The sequence below is a fragment of the Pseudomonas sp. V98_8 genome (assembly GCF_029967975.1).
Taxonomy (GTDB): domain Bacteria; phylum Pseudomonadota; class Gammaproteobacteria; order Pseudomonadales; family Pseudomonadaceae; genus Aquipseudomonas; species Aquipseudomonas umsongensis.
Map to the genome: position 1 here is coordinate 1 of NZ_JASCAE010000096.1, position 18,382 is coordinate 18,382.

Below are 18,382 nucleotides of genomic sequence, written 5' to 3' on the forward strand. Positions count from 1 at the left end.
TACCAACCGAAAACAAGTTGAGGGCTTCACCTCAACCATAGAATCTCCCACAGGGAGGGGGTGGGTCAGTGCATGATCCAGCTGAGCAACCACAACCCCAGCATCAACCAGATGATCCCCATGATAAACGCGGCGTTCATGAACGCGCGAATGGCCGACCATAACAACACCAACCCGACGATCAGGGTGATGATGCTGATGATGGACGTGTCCATGCCCAGTGCCTCGGACAAGCCTTCGACAAAATGGCTGCTCGCGCGACTCACCAGTTGGAACAGACCGCTGAGGCCATCAACGATGAAGCGGATGATTGAGCCGAGGACCTGGCCAAGCCATTCGAAAAAACCTTCTACCTGCATGAAATGAACGTCCTGTCTGTAGGATCTGCGGTGCGACGATTCGACTTGCCGCGAATTTTCACAGGCGCCACGAATCACGCCATCGAATGATTATGGTGCAAAGACCGACAACGCTGCCAGGCACTTGCCTTCCCCCGTCATCCCCCCGAAGCTATACGCCTTCAGGAGAGCCCGATGAACCTTGTTGAACTGACTGAACGCCTGCACGCCATCCGTGATCGCAATGACTGGCGGCAATTTCACAGCCCGAAAAACCTGGCCATGGCCGCGAGTGTCGAAATGTCCGAGCTGGTGGAGATTTTCCAGTGGCTGAGCGAAGACCAGTCACGGCAGCTGCCAGCTGACAAGCTGGCCCATGCCGGGCAGGAAATCGGCGATATCGTACTCTACCTGTTGTTGCTGTGCAGCGAACTGGGGCTGGACATGAATGACGTCGTGCGCAGCAAGCTGGCGGACAGCGAGCGGAGGTTCGGCTGATGAGCGACCGTCATTTCGATCAACTGGCGACGCGTTTCGCCGAAAAAATCTACGGCGGTGCCAAAGGTGCGATTCGCCTGGCGGTGCTGCAGGCCGATCTGGCCGAAGCCCTGCCGGATCGGCCACTGCGGGTGTTGGATATCGGCGCCGGCCTCGGTCACATGTCGTTGTGGCTGGCCCAGCGTGGTCATCAGGTGACCCTGGCCGAGCCCGCCGAACCCATGCTCGAGGGCGCCCGCCAGCGCTTTGCCGATGCGGAACAAAATGCGACCTTTATCCAGGCGCCCTGGCAGGAACTGCCGGGTCAGCTCACCGAACGCTACGACCTGGTGTTGTGTCATGCCGTGCTTGAATGGCTGGCCGAACCGCACGCCATCCTGCCGGTACTGCACCAGTTGACCAAGGCCGATGGTTGGCTATCCCTGGCCTTCTACAACCGCGACGCACTGATTTATCGCAACTTGCTCAAGGGCCATTTCCGCAAGATGCGCAAGAATGACATGGCCGGCGAGAAGCAGAGCCTGACTCCGCAACAACCCCTGGACCCACGAGAGTTGGCAGCGCAACTTGAGGGGCTGTGGCAGGTCGAAAGCCAGAGTGGGGTTCGGGTTTTTCACGATTACATGCCGGTGGAGTTCCAGGCCCGCGCCGAGCTGTCGGACCTGCTCGAAATGGAGCTGGCCCATCGGCGCCATCCAGCCTTTGCCGGGCTGGGGCGTTACTTGCACTGGATCTGTCGGCCGGTCTGATCGGAGTTCGAAATGAAAAGTCGTGCAGGGTTGCTGTTGATCTGCCTGGGCCTGGCGGCCTGCCAGGGCAGCAATCCGTACGTGGCGAGTTCCAGGCCTTTGCCGCCAGCGCCACCTCAGGCGGCCAGTACTTTTGATCGCAGCGCCTACCCGGCGCCGCCGCGAGACTACGGGCGTTATCGCAGCTGGGCCTGGCTCAACGGGCAAATGCCGCCGGGCACCGCGTGGGCGGACTCGGCGCAGGTCGCCGATGCCGTCAGCAGTGCGCTGGATCAACGCGGCCTGCGGCCCCTGCGTGACAACCGGCCGGCGGACCTGTTCGTCAGCGCAGACCTGCGTTTGGAAACCCGCTTGCGTCAGGTCCAGGACGATTACGGCTACTACGGCGGTTACGGCGGCTATAACCGCTATGGTTATGGCCCCGGTTACGGCATGTACGGCAGCGTGCCGATGGTGCGCACTTATGAGGAGCAGGTCGTGGTGGTTCACGTTGACCTGTACGACGCGCAAAACGGTGAACCGGTCTGGAGTTCGAGCGCCGAAACCAGCAACCGGGGCAGCGAGGGCGAGCGTGTCGATGCCATACGGGAGGCTGTAGAAAAGGCAATGTCGGCGTATCCTCCTAGTTAGCTTCCTGTAGTCCAGAAGCATTTCGCAGGTTCATGTCTTCTACCGGAGAATCATCATGTTCCGCCGTCTCGCATTACTGGCAGTGGCCGTGCTGCTCAGTGCCTGCGCCGCCAACCAGGTCAATCATGACTTCGACGCCAGCCGCGACTTTGCCGCGTATCACAGCTGGAGCTGGAAAGAACCGGCGCTGCAATATCGCCCCGATGACCCCAGGATCAAGAGCGACCTGACCGAACAGCGAGTGCGCGAGTCGGTGGCCGATCAGCTCGAACAGCGTGGCCTGCGTCAGGCGGGCGCCGGCGCCAGGGGGGATGTGAATGTGCAGGCTTACCTGATTGTCGAGGATCGCCAGCAACAGGTAACGACCAACTACGGCGGCGGCTGGGGTTACCCTTGGTACGGCTACTATGGCGCACCGATGTACAACGAAACCCGCCTGGTGTCCTACAAGGTCGCGACGATCCAGATCGACCTGCTTGACGGTAAGGACGGCAAGCTGGTCTGGCGCGGCAGTGACGAACAGATGCTCAGCCGCACGCCGAATCCGACAGACCGCAGTAATGCGATACACGAAACGATCACGCGGATTCTGGCGAACTACCCACCCCACCGATAAAAAATACCCAATAAACACCCCCTGCGGGCGCTGGCGAGCCAGCTCCAGGCAGGCTGGTGGTTACTCGTCTGGGTCCTTTGCAGGAGCATGCTCGCTCCTACAGGGTTGATGTTGTTCAGGAGGGTGGCTAGTTGCCAGCAGCCGTGCCATCCCTTGTCTACACTGCCTTACACCCACGGAGGTTACGTTCGGCCGTGCGCCGGCAAAGGAGTGCGCGATGTCGCCCCGCATGCAGTTTCGCGGCCCAGCCCGACAAACAGGAGCCATTGGCTTGATGGCGGCCGTTACCTTGGCGCTGGCCTTGGCGTTCATGTTGCTGGTGATCGACAGCGGCCGGCTCTACCTGGAAAAGCGCAACCTGCAGCGCATCGCCGACATGGCCGCGCTTGAAGCCGCCACGCGGGGTGGGGATTGTTCCACGGGTGCGACCGCGACCAGCTATGCCACCGCCAGTGCCCAGCGCAACGGCTTCACTCTGCCCAGCGACGGGCGTGCACTGGCGGTTAGCTGCGGTGCGCTGACCCTGGATGCCAACAGCCTGCGGATATTTTCCGTCGACCCTGGCAAAAGTGAAGCGATCCAGGTCATCGCCAGCCACGTCGTGCCGCAAAGTTTTGCGGGCGGCATTGGTGCTCTGTTTGGCGGTGCCCCTGCTGGCTCGACCCTGAACCTCAAGGCCACGGCTGTCGCCGCGCTCCCGCCGCCGCTGGCAGCGCTGACCATCCGCAGCACCGTGCTGACATTCGATACCAGCAAGGCAGCCATTACCAGTTTGCTGTTCGGTGGCCTGCTGGGAGGCAACGTGACGATCAATGCCGCAGGCTGGAATGGCTTGGTCAACAGCAACATCAGCCTGCTCAGCTACCTCAATCGCTTGAAAGTCGACCTCGGCCTGACCGCCGTAGGCTACGACCAGGTGCTGTCCAACAGCATCACCGTCAGCCAACTGATCCAGGCCGCCATCAATGTTCTGGACCCCAATGGCACTCTGGCGGCGAGTGCCACGATCGTCAGCCTGAAGGCGCTGAAACTGGCTGCCGGCGCGACCCGTGTGGTGCTGGGCGACTTACTGCACGTCGAAAGTGGCAGTGACATCTCGGCCCTGGCAGTGAACCTCAAGGCTTACGACCTGATTGAAGGCGTCGTGCAGTTGGCCAACAAACAAAACGGCCTGGTGGCGACCCTGCCGATCAACCTCGCAGGCCTGGCGCAGATCACCGCGCAGGTGCAGGTGATGCAGCCGCCGCAATTGTCGGCCGTGGGCAATCCGAAAAAGGCGTCCCAGGCACCTTTGGGGCCTGACCGCATTTATGTTCGAACCGCCCAGGTCAAGACGTTATTGTCCATTGACTTGCCGGTACTGGACGCCATCACACCCCTGGCCAATGCGGTACTGGACCTTGCCACGTCGTTGACCAACTTTCTGAAAGACCTGCTGGGCCTGCAACTGAAAAATTTGCTGACCTGCGGCTTGGGTGCGCCGTGTGACACCACGGAAGTCAAGCTCCTGCCATCGCCGATACGTCTCGATGTCGCCCTGGAAGCAGGCGGTGCCTGGAGTTATGTCACAGCCTACAGTTGCATGAGCACGACAAATAAAAGCCTCACCACCAGCACCACGACCAAGCTGATCGGGCTGAAAATCGGACAGATCAACCCGGAGGATGTTTTTGGATCCGCCACGGTCCCGCCGACCAATATCGTCAACCCGCTGCAAGTCATTTATGTCGGCGTGCAAACCTGCAACCGACTGCTGTTTTTACCGGCGATCTGCTACAACCATCGGCAGACTGGCGGCATCGGCCTCCAGGTCAATACCCCAGTGGCGCAAAGCGCGAACATGCCTCACGTGTATGCCGCACCTGCCGCCGCCAACCTTCCGGAAATCAACCAGCCACCGTTTTTCTTCGCCTACACCACCAACAACATCGTCAACAGCCTGAGCACCACCGTCAGCGACCTCGGCGTGAACATGTACGGGCTGTCGGGCAGCATCATCGGTGGCTTGGGCAGCCTCTTGAACGACGTCACCACCGCGCTGGTCAATGCGATCAACACCGTGCTCAGCCCGTTGCTGGATACCCTGATCAACACGCTGCTGGCGAGCCTGGGCATCGACTTGAACAAGGTCGAAGTCGGCGCCAACCTCAGCTGTCACGCCGGGCGCGCATCGCTGGTGATCTGATCGTCGGGCACGATCGGCAGCTCGATGCAAAACCGCGCGCCCTCCGCCGAGTTTCTGACGCTGAGTGTGCCACCCATGTTCTGCACGATGCCGTAGCTCACCGACAACCCCAGCCCAGTGCCGACGCCCACTGGCTTGGTGGTGAAGAAAGGCTCGAAAATCCGCTCCAGCAGGCGCGGATCGATGCCGCCGCCGTTGTCTTCAACCCACAGCCGCACTGCGTGCTCATCGCGTTCGGTATACACCGCTATCCACGGCTTGAATTGACCGTCGACCTCACGCTTGCCGAGCAGTGCATCCCGGGCGTTGACCATCAAGTTGATCAGCACTTGTTCCAACTGATCGATATACCCGCGTACCTGAACCGCAAAAGCGCACTCGCTGACCCGCAGTTCCACCCCTTTGCCGCGCATCCCCTCGGCCAATAGCGACAAGGTGCCGTCGATAGCCTGGGCCGGGTTGAACGGCTGCTGTTCGATGTCCGAGCGGCGGCCGAACACGCGCATGTGGTCCACCACCCGCGCGGCGCGCTGGACCTGAGCGTCGATGCGGTTGAGCTTGTCGGTCAGGTAATCGATCTGTAGATCGCCATTGCCCAGGCGCTTGAGCACATTGATGATCGCCATGCGCATCACGTTCAACGGCTGGTTGATTTCATGGGCCAGGCCGGTGGCCATCTCGCCCAATGTGGCCATTTTCGCGCTTTGGGTCAGCTGTTGCTGGGCACGCCGGACTTCGGTGTTGTCGCGACCCACGGCCTGCACTTCCAGCAAGCGGCCTTGCTCGTCGAATACTCCGCGATCCGACCAGACCCACCAGGCGTGTTCCCGGCCGGGTAACTGCAGATTGATTTCCGCCGTGCTCACCGGGAACTCCGGGCTCAATTGGCTCAGGCGCTGGAGGAAGGACTCGCGCTGCTGCGCCGACATCCAGCTGCCCAGGTTAACCCCCGGCAAACCCTCGGGCGAACATTCCAGGTAGGTCGCCAGCGGCCGGTTGCCGAAGGTCAGGGTCAGGTCCGGACGGTAACGGCAGATCATGGCCGGCGAGTCCTCCACCAGCATCCGGTAACGCTCCTCGCTCTGCTTGACGTGTTCGGCGGCCCGCGTCGCTTCGGTGACGTCCAGCCACAGGCCGACGGCTTCCACCGGCAAACCCAGGTCATCACGCAGCAACCTGGCTTCGTCGAGCAGCCAGTGGTAATCGCCGCGACTGTCGCGCAGCCGATAACGTGCACGTACCGAACCTTCGCGCAACAGCAGGCGGGTGCGTTCGAAATAACGCTCGCGATCCTCGGGGTGAACGCGATCGACCAACGCCGCTCCGGCACAATCAGCGAGCGTCCAGCCCAGCAACGGTTGCAGGCTGTCGCTGAAAAAGGTCGGTTGCAGCGCGCCTTCGACATAGCGCTGCACGTAAATCACCGCAGGTGAACTGGCGATCAGATTGTCCAGTCGGGCATGCGCTGCAGCGGCAAGTTGTTCCTGGTTCTTGATGTCGCTGATGTCGAGCATGAATCCGACTAGACGCCGCTGGCGGCCCACGCCGATGGCCTGGCCTTGCAAGCGATACCAGGCCGGTGGCGTGTCGCCGTCGGCACGGTGCAGGCGCACGCACAACAGCAGGGGTATGTCCTCGAGTTGCAAGTCCTGCAGGCGGCTGTGCAATTCTTCGCGATCGGCGGGGTGCACTTGGGCGAGCCAGTCCTGCAGCGGCAGACGTTCCTGGTCAAGGTGCAGGGCGCGGGCCAGGGAGGGGGCCAATTGCACCTCGTTGTCGTTGAACATTTCCCACCAGCCGGTGCCCAGCAGCGCCTGCAACGACTCCAGGCGCTCCAGCTCCAGGTGATGGCGGTGTTCGCGCAAGCGCGCAAGCAAGGGGCCGGCGAGGGCGGCGGCAAACTGCAGCCAGTCGCGCTCGCTGACGTCCGGGGCCTGTTGATGGGCCGTGTAACAGCCACAGAGCAACCAGGCGACCACGCCTTGAGCGTCGTGATAAGGCACGGCGAAACCCTCGGTGTTGCCAAAGGTGCCTTGCAGGCGCGGGTGCTCGGCCAGGTTCAGGTGATATGGCGTGGAGCCGTTCAAACTGTCGAGACCGGTGCCCAGGCGCTGACCGTTGTGCCACAGGCTGGGCGTGTCAAAGCCGGCATAGTGCTGGTGAATCTGCCAGCCCTCCTGCTCATCGAGCAACGCCAGGGCGATGCAGGGGATGTGAAAGCGTTGGGCCAGCGATTGCAGTTGGTCCACCAGCACGTCGGGCAAGCGCGTCAGGCTGCACAGGCGCAACTGTTCACCGATTTGCGCCGCGAGCAACTGGCACTGCTCGCGCAGGCGCGCTTGTCGGCGTTCAAGCAACAAGTCGCCGATGTCCAGCAACTGCAGCAACCAGGTGTCGGCCATTGGCTGGACCCAGCCACGCAGGTGCAGGGGCGAGCCGCTGAGGCTGTAGAAATCCAGGTCCAGAAGCTGACCCCGCCAATCGGCGGGGGGACCCTCGATGGCGAGGCTGCAATGGGGCAAGAGAAAATCCAGCAGATGTACAAGCTGCGCCGCCGGGGCCTGCTGGGCCAGCAGATGCCGCAGTGGGCCACTCAGGTGCAACACCCGACCCTGGGCGTCGAGCTGTATCTGCAGGCCGACACTGAGTACGCTCGGGGGCTCCACGATTTCCTGGTGTGCCGGCGGGTGGCGATTGAGCAGGCGCCCGAAGAGTTTATCCCCGGCACTCAAAATTGCAGGCTCGAACTGGCGGTGAGCGTCGCCGGCAAATTCGGTATGGGGCCAATCCCCGGGAGGTTCAGAAACGGAATCACCGCGTTCAACTTTTGCGAGGGATAGTGGATGGCCACCTTCAACACGCCGCCCGTATAAGTCGTGGTCGTGTCGGTGGTGACATCGAAATTCAGCCCGGCGGGAATCCAGGCCAACTGCCGGGTCAGTTCCAGCTTGACGACGTTTTTCAGCGCAGCCTCATAGCCGGGCGTGTTCGGGTCCAGGGCCACGCTACGGCGCACGGCTTCGGCGGTCGACTGGTTGAACGACTGCATCAGCAACAGCGGCAGGCTATACGTGACAATCGCGTAGAGCACGGCAAAAAAGATCACGAACACCAAGGCAAATTCAATCGCTACGGCACCTTTTTGCTTACGTGGGAGGTTGCTTTTCATGAGTGCGACTACCCTGACATCACGAGGTAATGTCAGCATAGAATCATTCCGCCATAACGGACGTTTTTTACCGGATGCAGAGCTTTGTCCTACTGATCTGGCTGACGCTATGCGCAGCGCAGGATGCCCGGCAACGGCACATCGCCAATCGCCTGACCTTGGGCGTGGGGGCACTGGCGTTGGCGTATCTGCTGTGGAGCGGAACCACCTGGATCGGCGCACCAGCCGCGCAGGGTGGCTGGGCTGCGTTGCTGGCCATGGCTTTTACCTTGCCCGGCTATGCGATGCGTCGCCTTGGCGGCGGGGACGTCAAACTCATGACCGCCCTGGGGCTGGCGACCGATGGTCGGCACGTGCTGGGCGTGTTTATCGGTGCCGGCCTGGCCAGTGTGTGTTGGATGCTGCTGGCGCCAAGAGTCTGGCTTCATATCAGTCAAGGGCTTAGAAGTCGCCTGTGTTATCTGGAGCCCGGTCTGTCAAGGAAACAGCCCTTTGCCCCTTTCTTGTTGGTGGGGCTGGTGCTGACATTGGCCTGGCTCGGCACGTGAACAGTTTTGTACAGCGGCGAAAGAGCGACTACTTTCATACAGGGGTTTCAGTAATAGGACGGTCAGTCCTTGGCCTTGCAGGGAGTTGCACGTGAACAAGCGTACTTCGGCAATAAAAGTCCTTGTGGTCGACGATCAGTCCTTGATCGTCACAGAACTTTGCGAATTTCTCGAGAGCAACGGCTACCGCTGCGTTCCCTGCGAATCCGGCCATCAGGCGATCGAACGTTTCCAACAAGACATGGACATTGGCCTGGTCCTCTGCGATTTGCACATGCCTGGCCTGGACGGCATTCAAATGGTCCAGGAGCTGCAACGCCTGAGTGGCAAACACCGGGCCTTCGAAGCCATCATGCTCACCGGGCAGGCGGACAAGCAGGATGTGATCAAGGCACTGCGCGCCGGCGTTGCCGATTACTACCAGAAGCCGATTGACCTGGGTGAATTGCTCGAAGGCGTACAGCGCCAGGAAGTGGCACTGCAGGAGCGGCACAAGACGCTGCAGTTGGGGCATCTGAATCAGAAGCTGCAATACCTGTCCGAATCCCTTGATGATCTGTATCAGGACCTGGACCGGGTCCGGCGTACACCGAATGCGTCGGGAGGGGATGCCAGCGATACCGAGCGGACCGAGATCCCGGCCATCTTCAATCAGCTATCGCCACGCCAACTGGAGGTGGCGCGGCTGGTGGGCAAGGGGAAAACCAATTATCAGATTGCCTGCGAGTTGGGCATTACCGAGAACACGGTGAAGTTGTACGTGTCGCAGGTGCTGCGGTTGACGCATATGCATAACCGCACGCAATTGGCGTTGGCGATGACGCCGAATCATTCGGGGTTGCGGCATCGGGCGTCGACTAGCTGATCGGCGCTTTAGGCTGGTGTACCTATCCAGCCTGCCAGCCGACCCGCATCTGGCTGATGTACTGGGTCCCCCTGTAGGAGCGAGCATGCTCGCGATGAACCTGAGAACACCGAGGGGGTGTCAGGTGCCCAGCGTTATCGTTGAGGACCATCGCGAGCATGCTCGCTCCTACAGGGGGGGATGTGGTTTAGCGCTATTGCTGCGATCCGCTGTTCACCGATCCGCCCGCATCCTGATCAAAGAACTCCGGGATCTCGTGCTGGAAGCTTTTCAGCCAGCGCGCAATTGCCAGTTCGCGCTCGGCTGCGCTGGCAGTTTGCGGCTTGGTGGAGGCGGCGGTGTTGCTGCTTTGCAGTTGCAGCCAGCCTTCGGTTTCCTGTTGTTGTGGCGAGGCGGGGCCGGCGTCGATGGCGTGAGCGGCAAGTGGCAAGGCCAGCAAGCCGAGGCAGTACAAGGTGGTCGGTTTCATCAGGGTGCTCCCTACTGAACAGCGGCGACGGTCGGCCCGGACTTGCCGGGTGACTTGAGTTTCTCGGCGCGGGCCTGGGCCTGGGTGACTTGTGCCGGATTCAGGCCAAGGCGGCTGACCAGTTCGGCGGCGCGGTTCCAGTCGTCCTGATAGATCAACAGGGTCACCAGGTTCACGGCGGCCAGTTGGTCGCTTTGCTTGAGCTCGATGGCGGTGAGGAATTCGAATTTGGCGTCTTCGATGCGCAGTTGATTGAGGTAGACCACGCCCAGGTCGTTACGGATTTTTTCGTCGGTGGGCGCCAGTCGGGCGGCCCGTTGCAAGTGCGCCTGGGCCAGGCCATGGTCGCCCCGGGCGGCGGCGAGTTGGCCCAGGCCGTGTTCGGCTTCGGCGGCCAGGCAGCCGCCGAGCAGGCTACGGTACAGCGGCTCGGCTTCACTGCGGTCCAGCAGTCGATACACCTTGGCCTTGCGCAGGCGCACGTCGGCAACATTGTCCGGCAGGCTCTGCAGGTTGGCGAGGCTGGCGTGCAACTTGCCGTCGTTGGCCATGTCATCGGCCAGGTTCAGCGACAGCTGTTGTTCGGCGTTCAATTTTCCGCAACTGACGGGGGCCAGTGCACTCCAGGGTGTCTGTCCGTTGCTCGCGCAACCCCCCAGCATCAGCAGACAGAAACCCGCAATCATTGCTTTCATCACGATTCCCCTAAGAAGCAAAAGCCCGGGCGAGGGCGGTAAAGCCCGGGCCCGCCAGTACGATCAACAACGCCGGGAAGAGGAACAGCATCATCACGACGGACATTTTTGCGGACATCTTGGAGATGTATTCCTGAAGGCGCGCCAGGCGCTTGTCATCGAGCAACAGCTTGAGCGCCAGCAGCGACTTCATCGCACCGCCGCCCTGGTGGACCAGCTGTTGCAGGATCACGCAGGTGTCAGTGAATTCGTCGACCGCCAGCAAGCGGGTAACCTTGTGCAGTTCATCGCCCAACTCAAGGCCCGAATCGACACGGGCCAGCACCAGGCGCAACTCCTGGGTCAATGTGGGCATCAGTTGCTGGCCTTCATTGCTCAAGACTCGCAACGATTGCTCCACGGCCATGCCCGATTCGAACAGGATGCGCAGCAGCGGAATGAAGGTGGAGATTTCCATCGCCAGTTTTTTCTGCCGATGGTGCGCAGCGGCGGCCAGCAGACGCTTGGGCAGCAGATAACCGATACCCAGGGCGAACGCCGGGACCAGCCATGGGTGAATGACCTGAGGGAAGAACAGCCCCTGCACCAATGCACTCAACGCCAGCGCCAGTACCGGCACGCCAACCTGCAACGCGGCAAATAGCGCCCGTTGCCGTGCAGTACGCCAGCCCAGGCAATTGAGCAGCGTCTGGGTTTCGTTGTCGAGCTTGACCGACTTCTGGCCGACCCGGCTGGTGCCCAGCGCCTGCAGCCATTGGCTCAAGCGGCTTTCGCCCGGCGTCTTGCCGTCCAGGCGCTGCACCACCTGGCGAGCACGATGACGCAGTTGCACCATGACGCAGATGAACAATCCCGATGCCAGCAGGAACAATAGCGAGCTCAGCAGCATGGACGCGTTCATAGGCTGCGCAACATCCGCCACAGCGCCAGGCAGCCGAACACCTGCAGGGCGAGCGCTCCCAAGAGCATCGATTGCCCTGAGCTGTCGTCCCACATGGTCATCAGATACTTGGGATTGGACACCAGGAAGTAGCCGGCCACCGCGACCGGCAGTAGCGCCAGGACCACCGCCGTGACTCGGGTTTCACCGGTCATGGCGCTCAGTTGGCGAGCAGCCTGTTCCCGTTCGCGAATGATCTTGATCAGGTTTTCCAGCAGTTCACTGGCGTTGCCGCCGTAGCGGTGGTTGACCTTCAAGCCGAGGGTAAACAGGCGAAGTTCGTCTTTGTCGTAGAGTTCTGCGAAGTCCGAGGTGGCGTCCGGCAGACTGATGCCCATGTGTACCTGGCGCTTCACGCGGCCCAAGGCATCTTTCAGCGGTTCTTCGGCGGCGTCGATGGCGCCCAGTACCGCGTCGGCCAGGGTGCGCCCTGACTTCAGGCTGCGCACGCTGTGATCGAGCAATGCGGGCAATAGTTCGATCATGCGCTTGAGCCGACGCTGGTAACGCCAGTCGACATACAGGCGCAGGAGCAGGGGAGGCAACAGCAACAAGGCGAGCAACCCCGGCCAGCCGCCGCCGATAAACCCGAGCAGAACACCCAAGCCCCACAGCGTCAGCCACACACCCAGGCGTTCGGTGGGCCGCCCAAGGCCCGCGCGCAAAAAGGCGCGATCCAGTCCCGTCCAGGATGTTTTGCGCACCACCCGCTCCGGTTGCCCCTGGCTCAGGCGTTCCAGCACGCGACGGGTGCCGGGTTCGCGTAGCCCGCGAGTGAACAAACGGGCCGACAGCCCCAGCAACGCCAGGCAGACAAAGATAAGCAGCAGCGGTTTGAGCATGCCGTGGCCTTCAATACACCGAGGAAGAGAGCGCCGATTCGCGGCGCAGTTTGTCACCCGCGGGGTTGACTGCCTCGCGCATGAAGCCGAAACCGCTGCGGCGGTCGAGGCGGAACAGGGTATTGGTGACGTACACGTCTTCACGAATGCCAATTACCTCGACCACTTCGCTGACGCATCGACGGCCATCGGGCATGCGCGTCAACTGGATCACCACGTCCAGCGCCGCACAGATCATCTGGCGCAAGGTCCGTTCGGCAATGCTGCGACCGGTCAGGCCGACCAGGGTTTCCAGGCGCAACAACGCATCTTGCGCGTTGTTGGCGTGCACGGTGCTCATGGAGCCGTCGTGGCCGGTGTTCATCGCGGTCAGTACGTCGACCACTTCGACACCGCGGATTTCGCCAAGGATGATCCGGTCCGGGCGCATCCGCAGGGCGTTGCGAATCAGGTCGCTGGCTTTCACTTCGCCATGGCCTTCGGCATTCGGCGGCCGGGTTTCCAGGCGCACCACGTGAGGGTGGCCCAGTTGCAGTTCAGCGACGTCTTCAATGGTCACCAACCGTTGGTGGGGGTCGATCAACTGACTGAGAATGTTCAGCAGCGTGGTCTTGCCGGTGCCGGTGCCGCCGCTGATCAGGATGTTGCAGCGCTTGCCCACGGCCTCTTGCAGGAATTCATAGATCGCCTGGTCGATGCTTTGCATGGCTACCAGGTCGGTGCTGTTGAGCATGTCCTGGCGGAATTTTCGAATCGACAGGCATGGGCCGTCGAGCGCAATCGGTGGAATGATCGCATTGACCCGGCTGCCGTCGGGCAGGCGCGCGTCGACCATCGGCGAAGACTCGTCGAGCCGCCGGCCCAGGGGCGCGAGGATGCGCTGGATGACGCGCTCGACATGGTGCGCATCGATAAAACGCAAGTCGCTTTGATGCAGGACGCCATCGCGCTCGATGAACACGCGGTGCGGGCCGTTGACCAGGATTTCGGTGACGGCCGAATCGCGCAGCAACACTTCCAGCGGGCCGAAGCCTGTGAGTTCGTCGACGATTTCTTCGGCCAGGCGCTCCATCTCGTAGCGCGAAATCGCCAGGTGCAAGCGCGCGATGTATTCGGCCACTTTGTCGATGACGAACTGCGCCAGCACCTGGCGCGAGCCCTCCAGCAGGTTTTTCCCGGACTCCTCGATGGCATCGATGATGTAGCGGTGCAGCACCAGTTTAAGGCCGTCGTGGTCGGTATTGCCGGCCACCCCGCGGTGCGTTGCGCCGAACAGTTTTTCGCTGCTCATGGCGTACCTCTCAAACGGCTGAACCAGGACTTGGGCTTGGCCAGGCTTTCGGAGCGTTTGGCCAAGCGTTCGCCGAGGTTGCGCAGGCTTTGGGTGAGCACTTCCCGGGGGGCCAGTTCGAACAGGGTGACGCCCTGGTTCTTGGCGTTCAAACGGACTTCGGGGCTGTAGGCGAGGGTGGCGATGATTTCCATGCCGAAGCTTTTGCTCAAGGCCTCGGAATCTGGCGCGACGCTGCGCAGGTAGCGATCCACCAGCAGCTTGGCATGATCGAGTTTCATGCCTTTTTCGCGCCACAGATTCAGTACCGCCAGGTTGCGGCGGCAGTCGAGCACGTTCTGGTCGGTGTACCACAGCAGCTTGTCGCAATGGCTGACGAAGGTGCGCAAGGCTTCGCTGTCGGGCTGGCCGGTGAGGTTCACGACGATGTGCTGGAAGTGCTGGCGCAGCGCGCTGAGCAGCATGTACAACTCGGCGGCGCTGGTGTGTTCCAGCGGTTCATCCTGGGTGGCATAGGCGAGGATCCGCAGCCCGGCTTCGCAACGGGTGAAGGCGCTGTCGATCAGGGTGGCGTCAAGACGACGCAAGTTGCGCAGGGCATCGCCGAAATGAAACGAGCTCTCCAGGCCCAGCAGGGCCAGGCTGTCTCCCCGGGGCAGGCCGAGATCGAGCAGCAGCGTTTGCTGACCGCTTTTTTGCACCACCTGCGCCATGTGGTTGGCCAGCAGTGCGCCGTCGGCATTGCTCTGCACGCCGTACAGGACGGTGAGGCCGCCCAGGTGAGTATTGGGCACCACCGGTGGCAGGCGTTTACTCTGGCGCCGTACCAGCCCGGCGACTTCACTGGAGCGCGAGCCATAGGCCACGAAGTCCCGGGCGCCGGCGCGCATGGCGTTGAGTACGAGCTGGTTGTCCATGCCGTCGCCCAGCGCGACGATAGCCAACCTTGGCTTGGCTTCCAGGGCGCCTTCAATCAGTGCGCACTGGGCCACCACATGTTCACGGTCCAGGCCCACGAACACCAGGCTGGCCAGTGTCACATCCACCAGTGCCAGCAGTTCGTCGAGACTGCCGCCACCGGCGCTGACCACTTGGCCCAAGGGCGCGAGCGCGCCTTGCAGCCATTCGAGGTCGGTGCTGTTACGCGTGATCGCGAGGAAGGTCTGGCTCAGGTTCTGGCTCATTGCGATAGCCCGCTGCGTTTATCGAAGTCGCCGTTTTCGAGGAAGTACAGGCGGTACCAGTTGGGGTCGTAATTGCGCAGCTTTTCCCCCGGCAGCGACGGCAATTGCGCATTCGCCGCCAACGGCTGCACCAGGTGCGGCGTGACGATCATCAGCAGTTCGCGTTCTTCGCGATTGATGGAGGAACTGCGAAAGAACGCGCCGAGGATCGGGATATCGCCCAGGCCCGGAAACTTGTCCACCTGCGAGGTGTTTTGTGTACTGATCAGGCCACTGATGACGAAGCTTTCGCCATCGGCCAGGGAGATGCTGGTGTCGGTACGGCGAATGGTGAACGCCGGCACTGTGGTGCCGCCGATGGTCACGGCGTTGTTGTAATCCAGTTCGCTGACTTCCGGAGCGACCTTGAGGGCGATCTGGTCGTTACTGACCACCGTTGGCGTGAGCGTCAGGCGGATGCCGAATTCCTTGTATTCGATGGAGTAGCTGTTGCTGTTGGCGCTGGGAATCGGGATAGGGATTTCACCGCCCGCCAGGAAACTTGCACTTTGTCCGCTGATCGCCACCAGGCTCGGTCGCGCCAGGGTGTAGGCAAAACCACTGCTTTCCATGGCATTGATGATGGCCAGGAAGTTGCCGCCGCCGGCGACGATGTTGAACATGTCGTTGGCCAGCGGAATGCTCGGCACGGCAATCCGCGGGTCAAGGTTGCGCAACGGGAACACCCGCGGTGTCACTGCAGTATTGGGGACGGTACCGGGAGAGCCGAACAGGAAATTCGAACTTTTGCCGTAGATCGAAGTGCTGGCTTCCTTCAGCTTGGTACGACTGACTTCGACGAAGCGGATGTCGGTCTGCACTTGCGATGGCAGCAGCGGGTCATCGGAGGGTGACTGTCTGGCGCTGGTCATGGCCGCCGTCGCCCGACCCTGGACGAACACCATGCTTTGGCGTGGCGCGCTGGCACAGGCGGTCCAGACCATCAGGCTGGTGGCTCCGGCGCCCATGCCGGTGAGCAGGAACGCCTGGTTGCCATTGACTCGCACGTCGGCGATTTTCGGGTCACCCACTGCGATCCGGGTGATTGCCACGGGCGATTGCACTTCCTGTTGCAGGCCTTCGCCCACTTCCAGCACCGCTGGCAAGGGGCCCAGCGCTGCACAATTACCGTTGGCAGCCATGACGGTCGTCACCGGCATGCCGCTCAGCAAGGTGGCCCAGATCAAGCCGTTCAAAAACGGCGTACTACGTCTGCGCATTAAAGCGTTTCCTTGCTCGATTCAGGGGGACTTTGGCGTGGTTTCGTTGCCGCGGATGACTTCCACACCCGACCGGCGCGGCGCGACTGCGTTACTGGCGACCAGGGGTCTGGGCGGTGCTGTCATGGCCAGCTGGTTGAACTGGATCAAGTCGCGATTGGCGTTGGCGAGGTTGGCTGCGGAATCGCGTTCACCGGCCCAGTAACGCGCCAGGCGTTTTTCCTCGGCGCTGCGCACCGCCAGGCGCAGTACCCCGGCCTGGGTGGCGAGCATCAAGCGGCTCACCAGTGGTTCGGGAACGGCGAGCAACACGGTACGGGCGCTGGCGCGCTGTTGCTCCTGCCGCAGTTTTTCATCGTTGCCCTGGGCCGGGCTGGAGGGCTGGCCGTCGTTGGTCAGGCCCATTTGCTCGCCCACCGCCAGTACACGCAAGGCCGGGACCGCGAGCTGGGCCGAGGGCTGGAGATTAAGGGTGTCCATGCGCAAGAACAGCAGCACGTCGACATAGTCCCCCGGGGTCAATTGACCGCCAGCGTTGATCACTTCATCCACGGCAACGGCGAGCGCGCGCTCATCGGGCCGAATCATCCGCGCCAACTTGCCGCCGCCTTCGAAACTCTCGTCGTTGAGCCAGCTGCCGGCGCTCAGGGCGCGCCAGGGCGTACGGCCGATGGCTTGATCGAGGCGGGTCAGGCTGCCGGCCGGGACGGTTCGCAGTTTTTCCACGACCACGTCGGCGGCAGTGATTTGCACAAACGGCGCGATGTCATGCAGCAACACCACGATCGGTTGGCGTGTGTCCTCTTCTGGTTGGACAACAGGTACAGGGTTGCTGAGGGGCGTGGGGGCGATGGCGGCTTGCGCAACGGGAGTGGAGGTCGGTTCACGCGTCAAGGTGAAGCCCCAGTAACCGGCAATGACCGCACCCGCCAGGGACAGACCCGCTAGGGCAAGAATGACACGACTGTTCATGACGGCGCTTCCTTTCCGGGTGCATCTTTCCTGCTGCACAAAGAACTCGTTCCGCAACGAGACAACTTCGCAATCAGGTAGCTATGAACATGGAACTATTTCGCTATTGGAAGGTAGCGCAGCTAGAGCAAAACGCCATTACCCGGAGAAAATTTTCTAACGAAAAATCGAAGACCAGCTCAAGTAAAAGGTTTTTTGACGTCAACAAAGCGATTAATACTTTCGTGTTAATGCGTTTTTACAGTTGTTTGGGGGAGGAATGCCGACAATGCTGATGCTGGCACAGGGGAATCATGTTGCGTCGGTGCAACACTCGGTGTCTTCCAGGAGAACATCATGTCTTTCGCCAAGCTGGTTCAGAAGGTCAAATCCGAAATCGCTTTTTACAAAGGGCTGGCCAAGGATACCGAGGGAGCGTCGGGTATCGAGTACGCCATCGTCGCTGCCATGGTCGCGGTGGTGATTGCCGGGCTCAGTGGCGGTATGGGTACGACGATCACCACAATCTTTGGAAAAATCACTTCTGCAATGGTGGGTGCTCCCACCGGTGGTGGCGGCGGAAGTTAAGGTGACCGTCACTTGCTAATGCACAAGGTGGGTTCTAATGTCAGCGCTTAGTCTATTCCAGGTGTTGCCTATGAACGTTTCCGCACTGCCGCGCCAACAGCTTCTCTTGGTCGATGACGAAGAGGATGCGTTGCTTGAGCTGGCGGAATTGCTGGAGGGTGAAGGTTTCAATTGTTTCACCGCGACCTCGGTCAAGCTGGCGCTGCAGCACCTGACACGTCATCCGGATATAGCGCTGGTCATCACCGACCTACGCATGCCGGAGGAGAGCGGAATGTCGTTGATCAAGCGCTTGCGCGAGCACACGGCGCGCCAGCATTTGCCGGTGATCGTGATGTCCGGGCATGCCGACATGGAGGATGTCAGTGACATGCTGCGGTTGCAGGTGCTGGACCTGTTTCGCAAGCCGATCTATCACGTGCGGTTGCTGGAGACGCTCAATAACCTGTTCCCGCAGCCGCTGGGGGAGTTTGGCAGGCACTAAGTAGCTTGGTAAACGCATTGCCCTCTAGGAGCTGCCGCAGGCTGCGATCTTTTGATCTTCCCGGGGGCAAAAGATCAAAAG

General features: G+C 61.4%; 20 protein-coding genes. 9 read left to right on the forward strand and 11 right to left on the reverse strand.

What is annotated here, in order from left to right:
• Positions 1–65 precede the first annotated feature (65 nt).
• Positions 66–359, reverse strand: a complete 294-nt coding sequence (locus tag QLG10_RS28620) for a hypothetical protein (protein ID WP_020797545.1) — start codon at positions 357–359, stop codon at positions 66–68.
• A 174-nt stretch (positions 360–533) separates the two neighbouring features.
• Between QLG10_RS28620 and QLG10_RS28625 the strand changes: the two genes are divergently transcribed.
• The 5 genes from QLG10_RS28625 to QLG10_RS28645 all read left to right on the forward strand — a co-directional run bounded on the left by QLG10_RS28625 (position 534) and on the right by QLG10_RS28645 (position 5,016).
• Positions 534–836, forward strand: coding sequence for a MazG-like family protein (locus QLG10_RS28625; protein ID WP_020797544.1), 303 nt, complete (start codon positions 534–536; stop codon positions 834–836).
• Positions 836–1,585 (forward strand): methyltransferase domain-containing protein, encoded by a 750-nt coding sequence (locus QLG10_RS28630; protein WP_020797543.1) that lies wholly within the window; start codon positions 836–838, stop codon positions 1,583–1,585. Before QLG10_RS28625 ends, QLG10_RS28630 begins: the two co-directional genes overlap by 1 nt.
• 12 nt (positions 1,586–1,597) lie before the next feature.
• Positions 1,598–2,215, forward strand: a complete 618-nt coding sequence (locus QLG10_RS28635; protein ID WP_188265412.1) for a DUF4136 domain-containing protein — start codon at positions 1,598–1,600, stop codon at positions 2,213–2,215.
• 55 nt (positions 2,216–2,270) lie between these two features.
• Positions 2,271–2,831, forward strand: a complete 561-nt coding sequence (locus QLG10_RS28640; protein ID WP_110753238.1) for a DUF4136 domain-containing protein — start codon at positions 2,271–2,273, stop codon at positions 2,829–2,831.
• Between the two features lie 217 nt (positions 2,832–3,048).
• Entirely contained in the window at positions 3,049–5,016 is a 1,968-nt protein-coding gene (locus QLG10_RS28645) for a pilus assembly protein TadG-related protein (protein ID WP_188265413.1), read from the forward strand.
• Here QLG10_RS28645 and QLG10_RS28650 read toward each other — a convergent pair.
• Together QLG10_RS28650 and QLG10_RS28655 are read right to left on the reverse strand one after the other, a co-directional pair.
• Positions 4,986–7,748 carry an ATP-binding protein gene (locus tag QLG10_RS28650; protein ID WP_282488415.1) on the reverse strand — a complete coding sequence of 921 codons (2,763 nt, stop codon included), beginning with the start codon at positions 7,746–7,748 and terminating at the stop codon, positions 4,986–4,988. The genes QLG10_RS28645 and QLG10_RS28650 overlap by 31 nt on opposite strands.
• On the reverse strand, positions 7,745–8,185 hold the full coding sequence (locus QLG10_RS28655) for a TadE/TadG family type IV pilus assembly protein (protein WP_110753232.1): 441 nt from the start codon (positions 8,183–8,185) through the stop codon (positions 7,745–7,747). Before QLG10_RS28655 ends, QLG10_RS28650 begins: the two co-directional genes overlap by 4 nt.
• A gap of 74 nt (positions 8,186–8,259) precedes the next feature.
• Between QLG10_RS28655 and QLG10_RS28660 the strand changes: the two genes are divergently transcribed.
• Both QLG10_RS28660 and QLG10_RS28665 read left to right on the forward strand, forming a co-directional pair.
• On the forward strand, positions 8,260–8,733 hold the full coding sequence (locus QLG10_RS28660) for a prepilin peptidase (protein ID WP_282488416.1): 474 nt from the start codon (positions 8,260–8,262) through the stop codon (positions 8,731–8,733).
• Positions 8,734–8,824: 91 nt separating this feature from the next.
• On the forward strand, positions 8,825–9,598 hold the full coding sequence (locus tag QLG10_RS28665) for a response regulator transcription factor (RefSeq protein ID WP_020797535.1): 774 nt from the start codon (positions 8,825–8,827) through the stop codon (positions 9,596–9,598).
• 193 nt (positions 9,599–9,791) lie between these two features.
• Here the strand turns inward: QLG10_RS28665 and QLG10_RS28670 are convergent, their stop codons facing one another.
• The 8 genes from QLG10_RS28670 to cpaB are packed head-to-tail and all read right to left on the reverse strand — an operon-like array spanning position 9,792 to position 17,250.
• Entirely contained in the window at positions 9,792–10,067 is a 276-nt protein-coding gene (locus QLG10_RS28670; protein ID WP_110753226.1) for a DUF3613 domain-containing protein, read from the reverse strand.
• Between the two features lie 11 nt (positions 10,068–10,078).
• The gene (locus QLG10_RS28675; RefSeq protein ID WP_188265419.1) at positions 10,079–10,762 is read right to left on the reverse strand and encodes a tetratricopeptide repeat protein; all 684 of its coding nucleotides are present in this window, start codon (positions 10,760–10,762) and stop codon (positions 10,079–10,081) included.
• Between the two features lie 10 nt (positions 10,763–10,772).
• Positions 10,773–11,663: a type II secretion system F family protein gene (locus QLG10_RS28680; RefSeq protein ID WP_110753222.1), complete on the reverse strand. Its 891-nt coding sequence runs from the start codon at positions 11,661–11,663 to the stop codon at positions 10,773–10,775.
• The gene (locus QLG10_RS28685; RefSeq protein ID WP_282488417.1) at positions 11,660–12,544 is read right to left on the reverse strand and encodes a type II secretion system F family protein; all 885 of its coding nucleotides are present in this window, start codon (positions 12,542–12,544) and stop codon (positions 11,660–11,662) included. The genes QLG10_RS28680 and QLG10_RS28685 overlap by 4 nt, the downstream gene beginning before the upstream one ends.
• A 10-nt stretch (positions 12,545–12,554) precedes the next feature.
• On the reverse strand, positions 12,555–13,835 hold the full coding sequence (locus tag QLG10_RS28690; protein WP_110753218.1) for a CpaF family protein: 1,281 nt from the start codon (positions 13,833–13,835) through the stop codon (positions 12,555–12,557).
• Entirely contained in the window at positions 13,832–15,019 is a 1,188-nt protein-coding gene (locus tag QLG10_RS28695) for a pilus assembly protein (protein ID WP_179057271.1), read from the reverse strand. Before QLG10_RS28695 ends, QLG10_RS28690 begins: the two co-directional genes overlap by 4 nt.
• Positions 15,016–16,278, reverse strand: coding sequence for a type II and III secretion system protein family protein (locus tag QLG10_RS28700; RefSeq protein ID WP_282488418.1), 1,263 nt, complete (start codon positions 16,276–16,278; stop codon positions 15,016–15,018). The genes QLG10_RS28695 and QLG10_RS28700 overlap by 4 nt, the downstream gene beginning before the upstream one ends.
• 21 nt (positions 16,279–16,299) lie before the next feature.
• Positions 16,300–17,250 carry a Flp pilus assembly protein CpaB gene (cpaB, locus tag QLG10_RS28705; RefSeq protein WP_282488419.1) on the reverse strand — a complete coding sequence of 317 codons (951 nt, stop codon included), beginning with the start codon at positions 17,248–17,250 and terminating at the stop codon, positions 16,300–16,302.
• 336 nt (positions 17,251–17,586) lie between these two features.
• Between cpaB and QLG10_RS28710 the strand changes: the two genes are divergently transcribed.
• Together QLG10_RS28710 and QLG10_RS28715 are read left to right on the forward strand one after the other, a co-directional pair.
• On the forward strand, positions 17,587–17,817 hold the full coding sequence (locus QLG10_RS28710) for a Flp family type IVb pilin (protein ID WP_168757183.1): 231 nt from the start codon (positions 17,587–17,589) through the stop codon (positions 17,815–17,817).
• Positions 17,818–17,887: 70 nt separating this feature from the next.
• Positions 17,888–18,301, forward strand: coding sequence for a response regulator (locus tag QLG10_RS28715; RefSeq protein WP_282488420.1), 414 nt, complete (start codon positions 17,888–17,890; stop codon positions 18,299–18,301).
• The last annotated feature ends 81 nt before the right edge of the window (positions 18,302–18,382 follow it).

Bases quoted from the DNA above. Each gene is read 5' to 3' on its own strand.
- QLG10_RS28620 (WP_020797545.1), bottom strand. From the start codon at position 359: ATGCAGGTAGAAGGTTTTTTCGAATGGCTTGGCCAGGTCCTCGGCTCA.
- QLG10_RS28625 (WP_020797544.1), top strand. From the start codon at position 534: ATGAACCTTGTTGAACTGACTGAACGCCTGCACGCCATCCGTGATCGC.
- QLG10_RS28630 (WP_020797543.1), top strand. From the start codon at position 836: ATGAGCGACCGTCATTTCGATCAACTGGCGACGCGTTTCGCCGAAAAA.
- QLG10_RS28635 (WP_188265412.1), top strand. From the start codon at position 1,598: ATGAAAAGTCGTGCAGGGTTGCTGTTGATCTGCCTGGGCCTGGCGGCC.
- QLG10_RS28640 (WP_110753238.1), top strand. From the start codon at position 2,271: ATGTTCCGCCGTCTCGCATTACTGGCAGTGGCCGTGCTGCTCAGTGCC.
- QLG10_RS28645 (WP_188265413.1), top strand. From the start codon at position 3,049: ATGTCGCCCCGCATGCAGTTTCGCGGCCCAGCCCGACAAACAGGAGCC.
- QLG10_RS28655 (WP_110753232.1), bottom strand. From the start codon at position 8,185: ATGAAAAGCAACCTCCCACGTAAGCAAAAAGGTGCCGTAGCGATTGAA.
- QLG10_RS28660 (WP_282488416.1), top strand. From the start codon at position 8,260: ATGCAGAGCTTTGTCCTACTGATCTGGCTGACGCTATGCGCAGCGCAG.
- QLG10_RS28670 (WP_110753226.1), bottom strand. From the start codon at position 10,067: ATGAAACCGACCACCTTGTACTGCCTCGGCTTGCTGGCCTTGCCACTT.
- QLG10_RS28675 (WP_188265419.1), bottom strand. From the start codon at position 10,762: ATGAAAGCAATGATTGCGGGTTTCTGTCTGCTGATGCTGGGGGGTTGC.
- QLG10_RS28680 (WP_110753222.1), bottom strand. From the start codon at position 11,663: ATGAACGCGTCCATGCTGCTGAGCTCGCTATTGTTCCTGCTGGCATCG.
- QLG10_RS28685 (WP_282488417.1), bottom strand. From the start codon at position 12,544: ATGCTCAAACCGCTGCTGCTTATCTTTGTCTGCCTGGCGTTGCTGGGG.
- QLG10_RS28690 (WP_110753218.1), bottom strand. From the start codon at position 13,835: ATGAGCAGCGAAAAACTGTTCGGCGCAACGCACCGCGGGGTGGCCGGC.
- QLG10_RS28695 (WP_179057271.1), bottom strand. From the start codon at position 15,019: ATGAGCCAGAACCTGAGCCAGACCTTCCTCGCGATCACGCGTAACAGC.
- QLG10_RS28700 (WP_282488418.1), bottom strand. From the start codon at position 16,278: ATGCGCAGACGTAGTACGCCGTTTTTGAACGGCTTGATCTGGGCCACC.
- cpaB (WP_282488419.1), bottom strand. From the start codon at position 17,250: ATGAACAGTCGTGTCATTCTTGCCCTAGCGGGTCTGTCCCTGGCGGGT.
- QLG10_RS28710 (WP_168757183.1), top strand. From the start codon at position 17,587: ATGTCTTTCGCCAAGCTGGTTCAGAAGGTCAAATCCGAAATCGCTTTT.
- QLG10_RS28715 (WP_282488420.1), top strand. From the start codon at position 17,888: ATGAACGTTTCCGCACTGCCGCGCCAACAGCTTCTCTTGGTCGATGAC.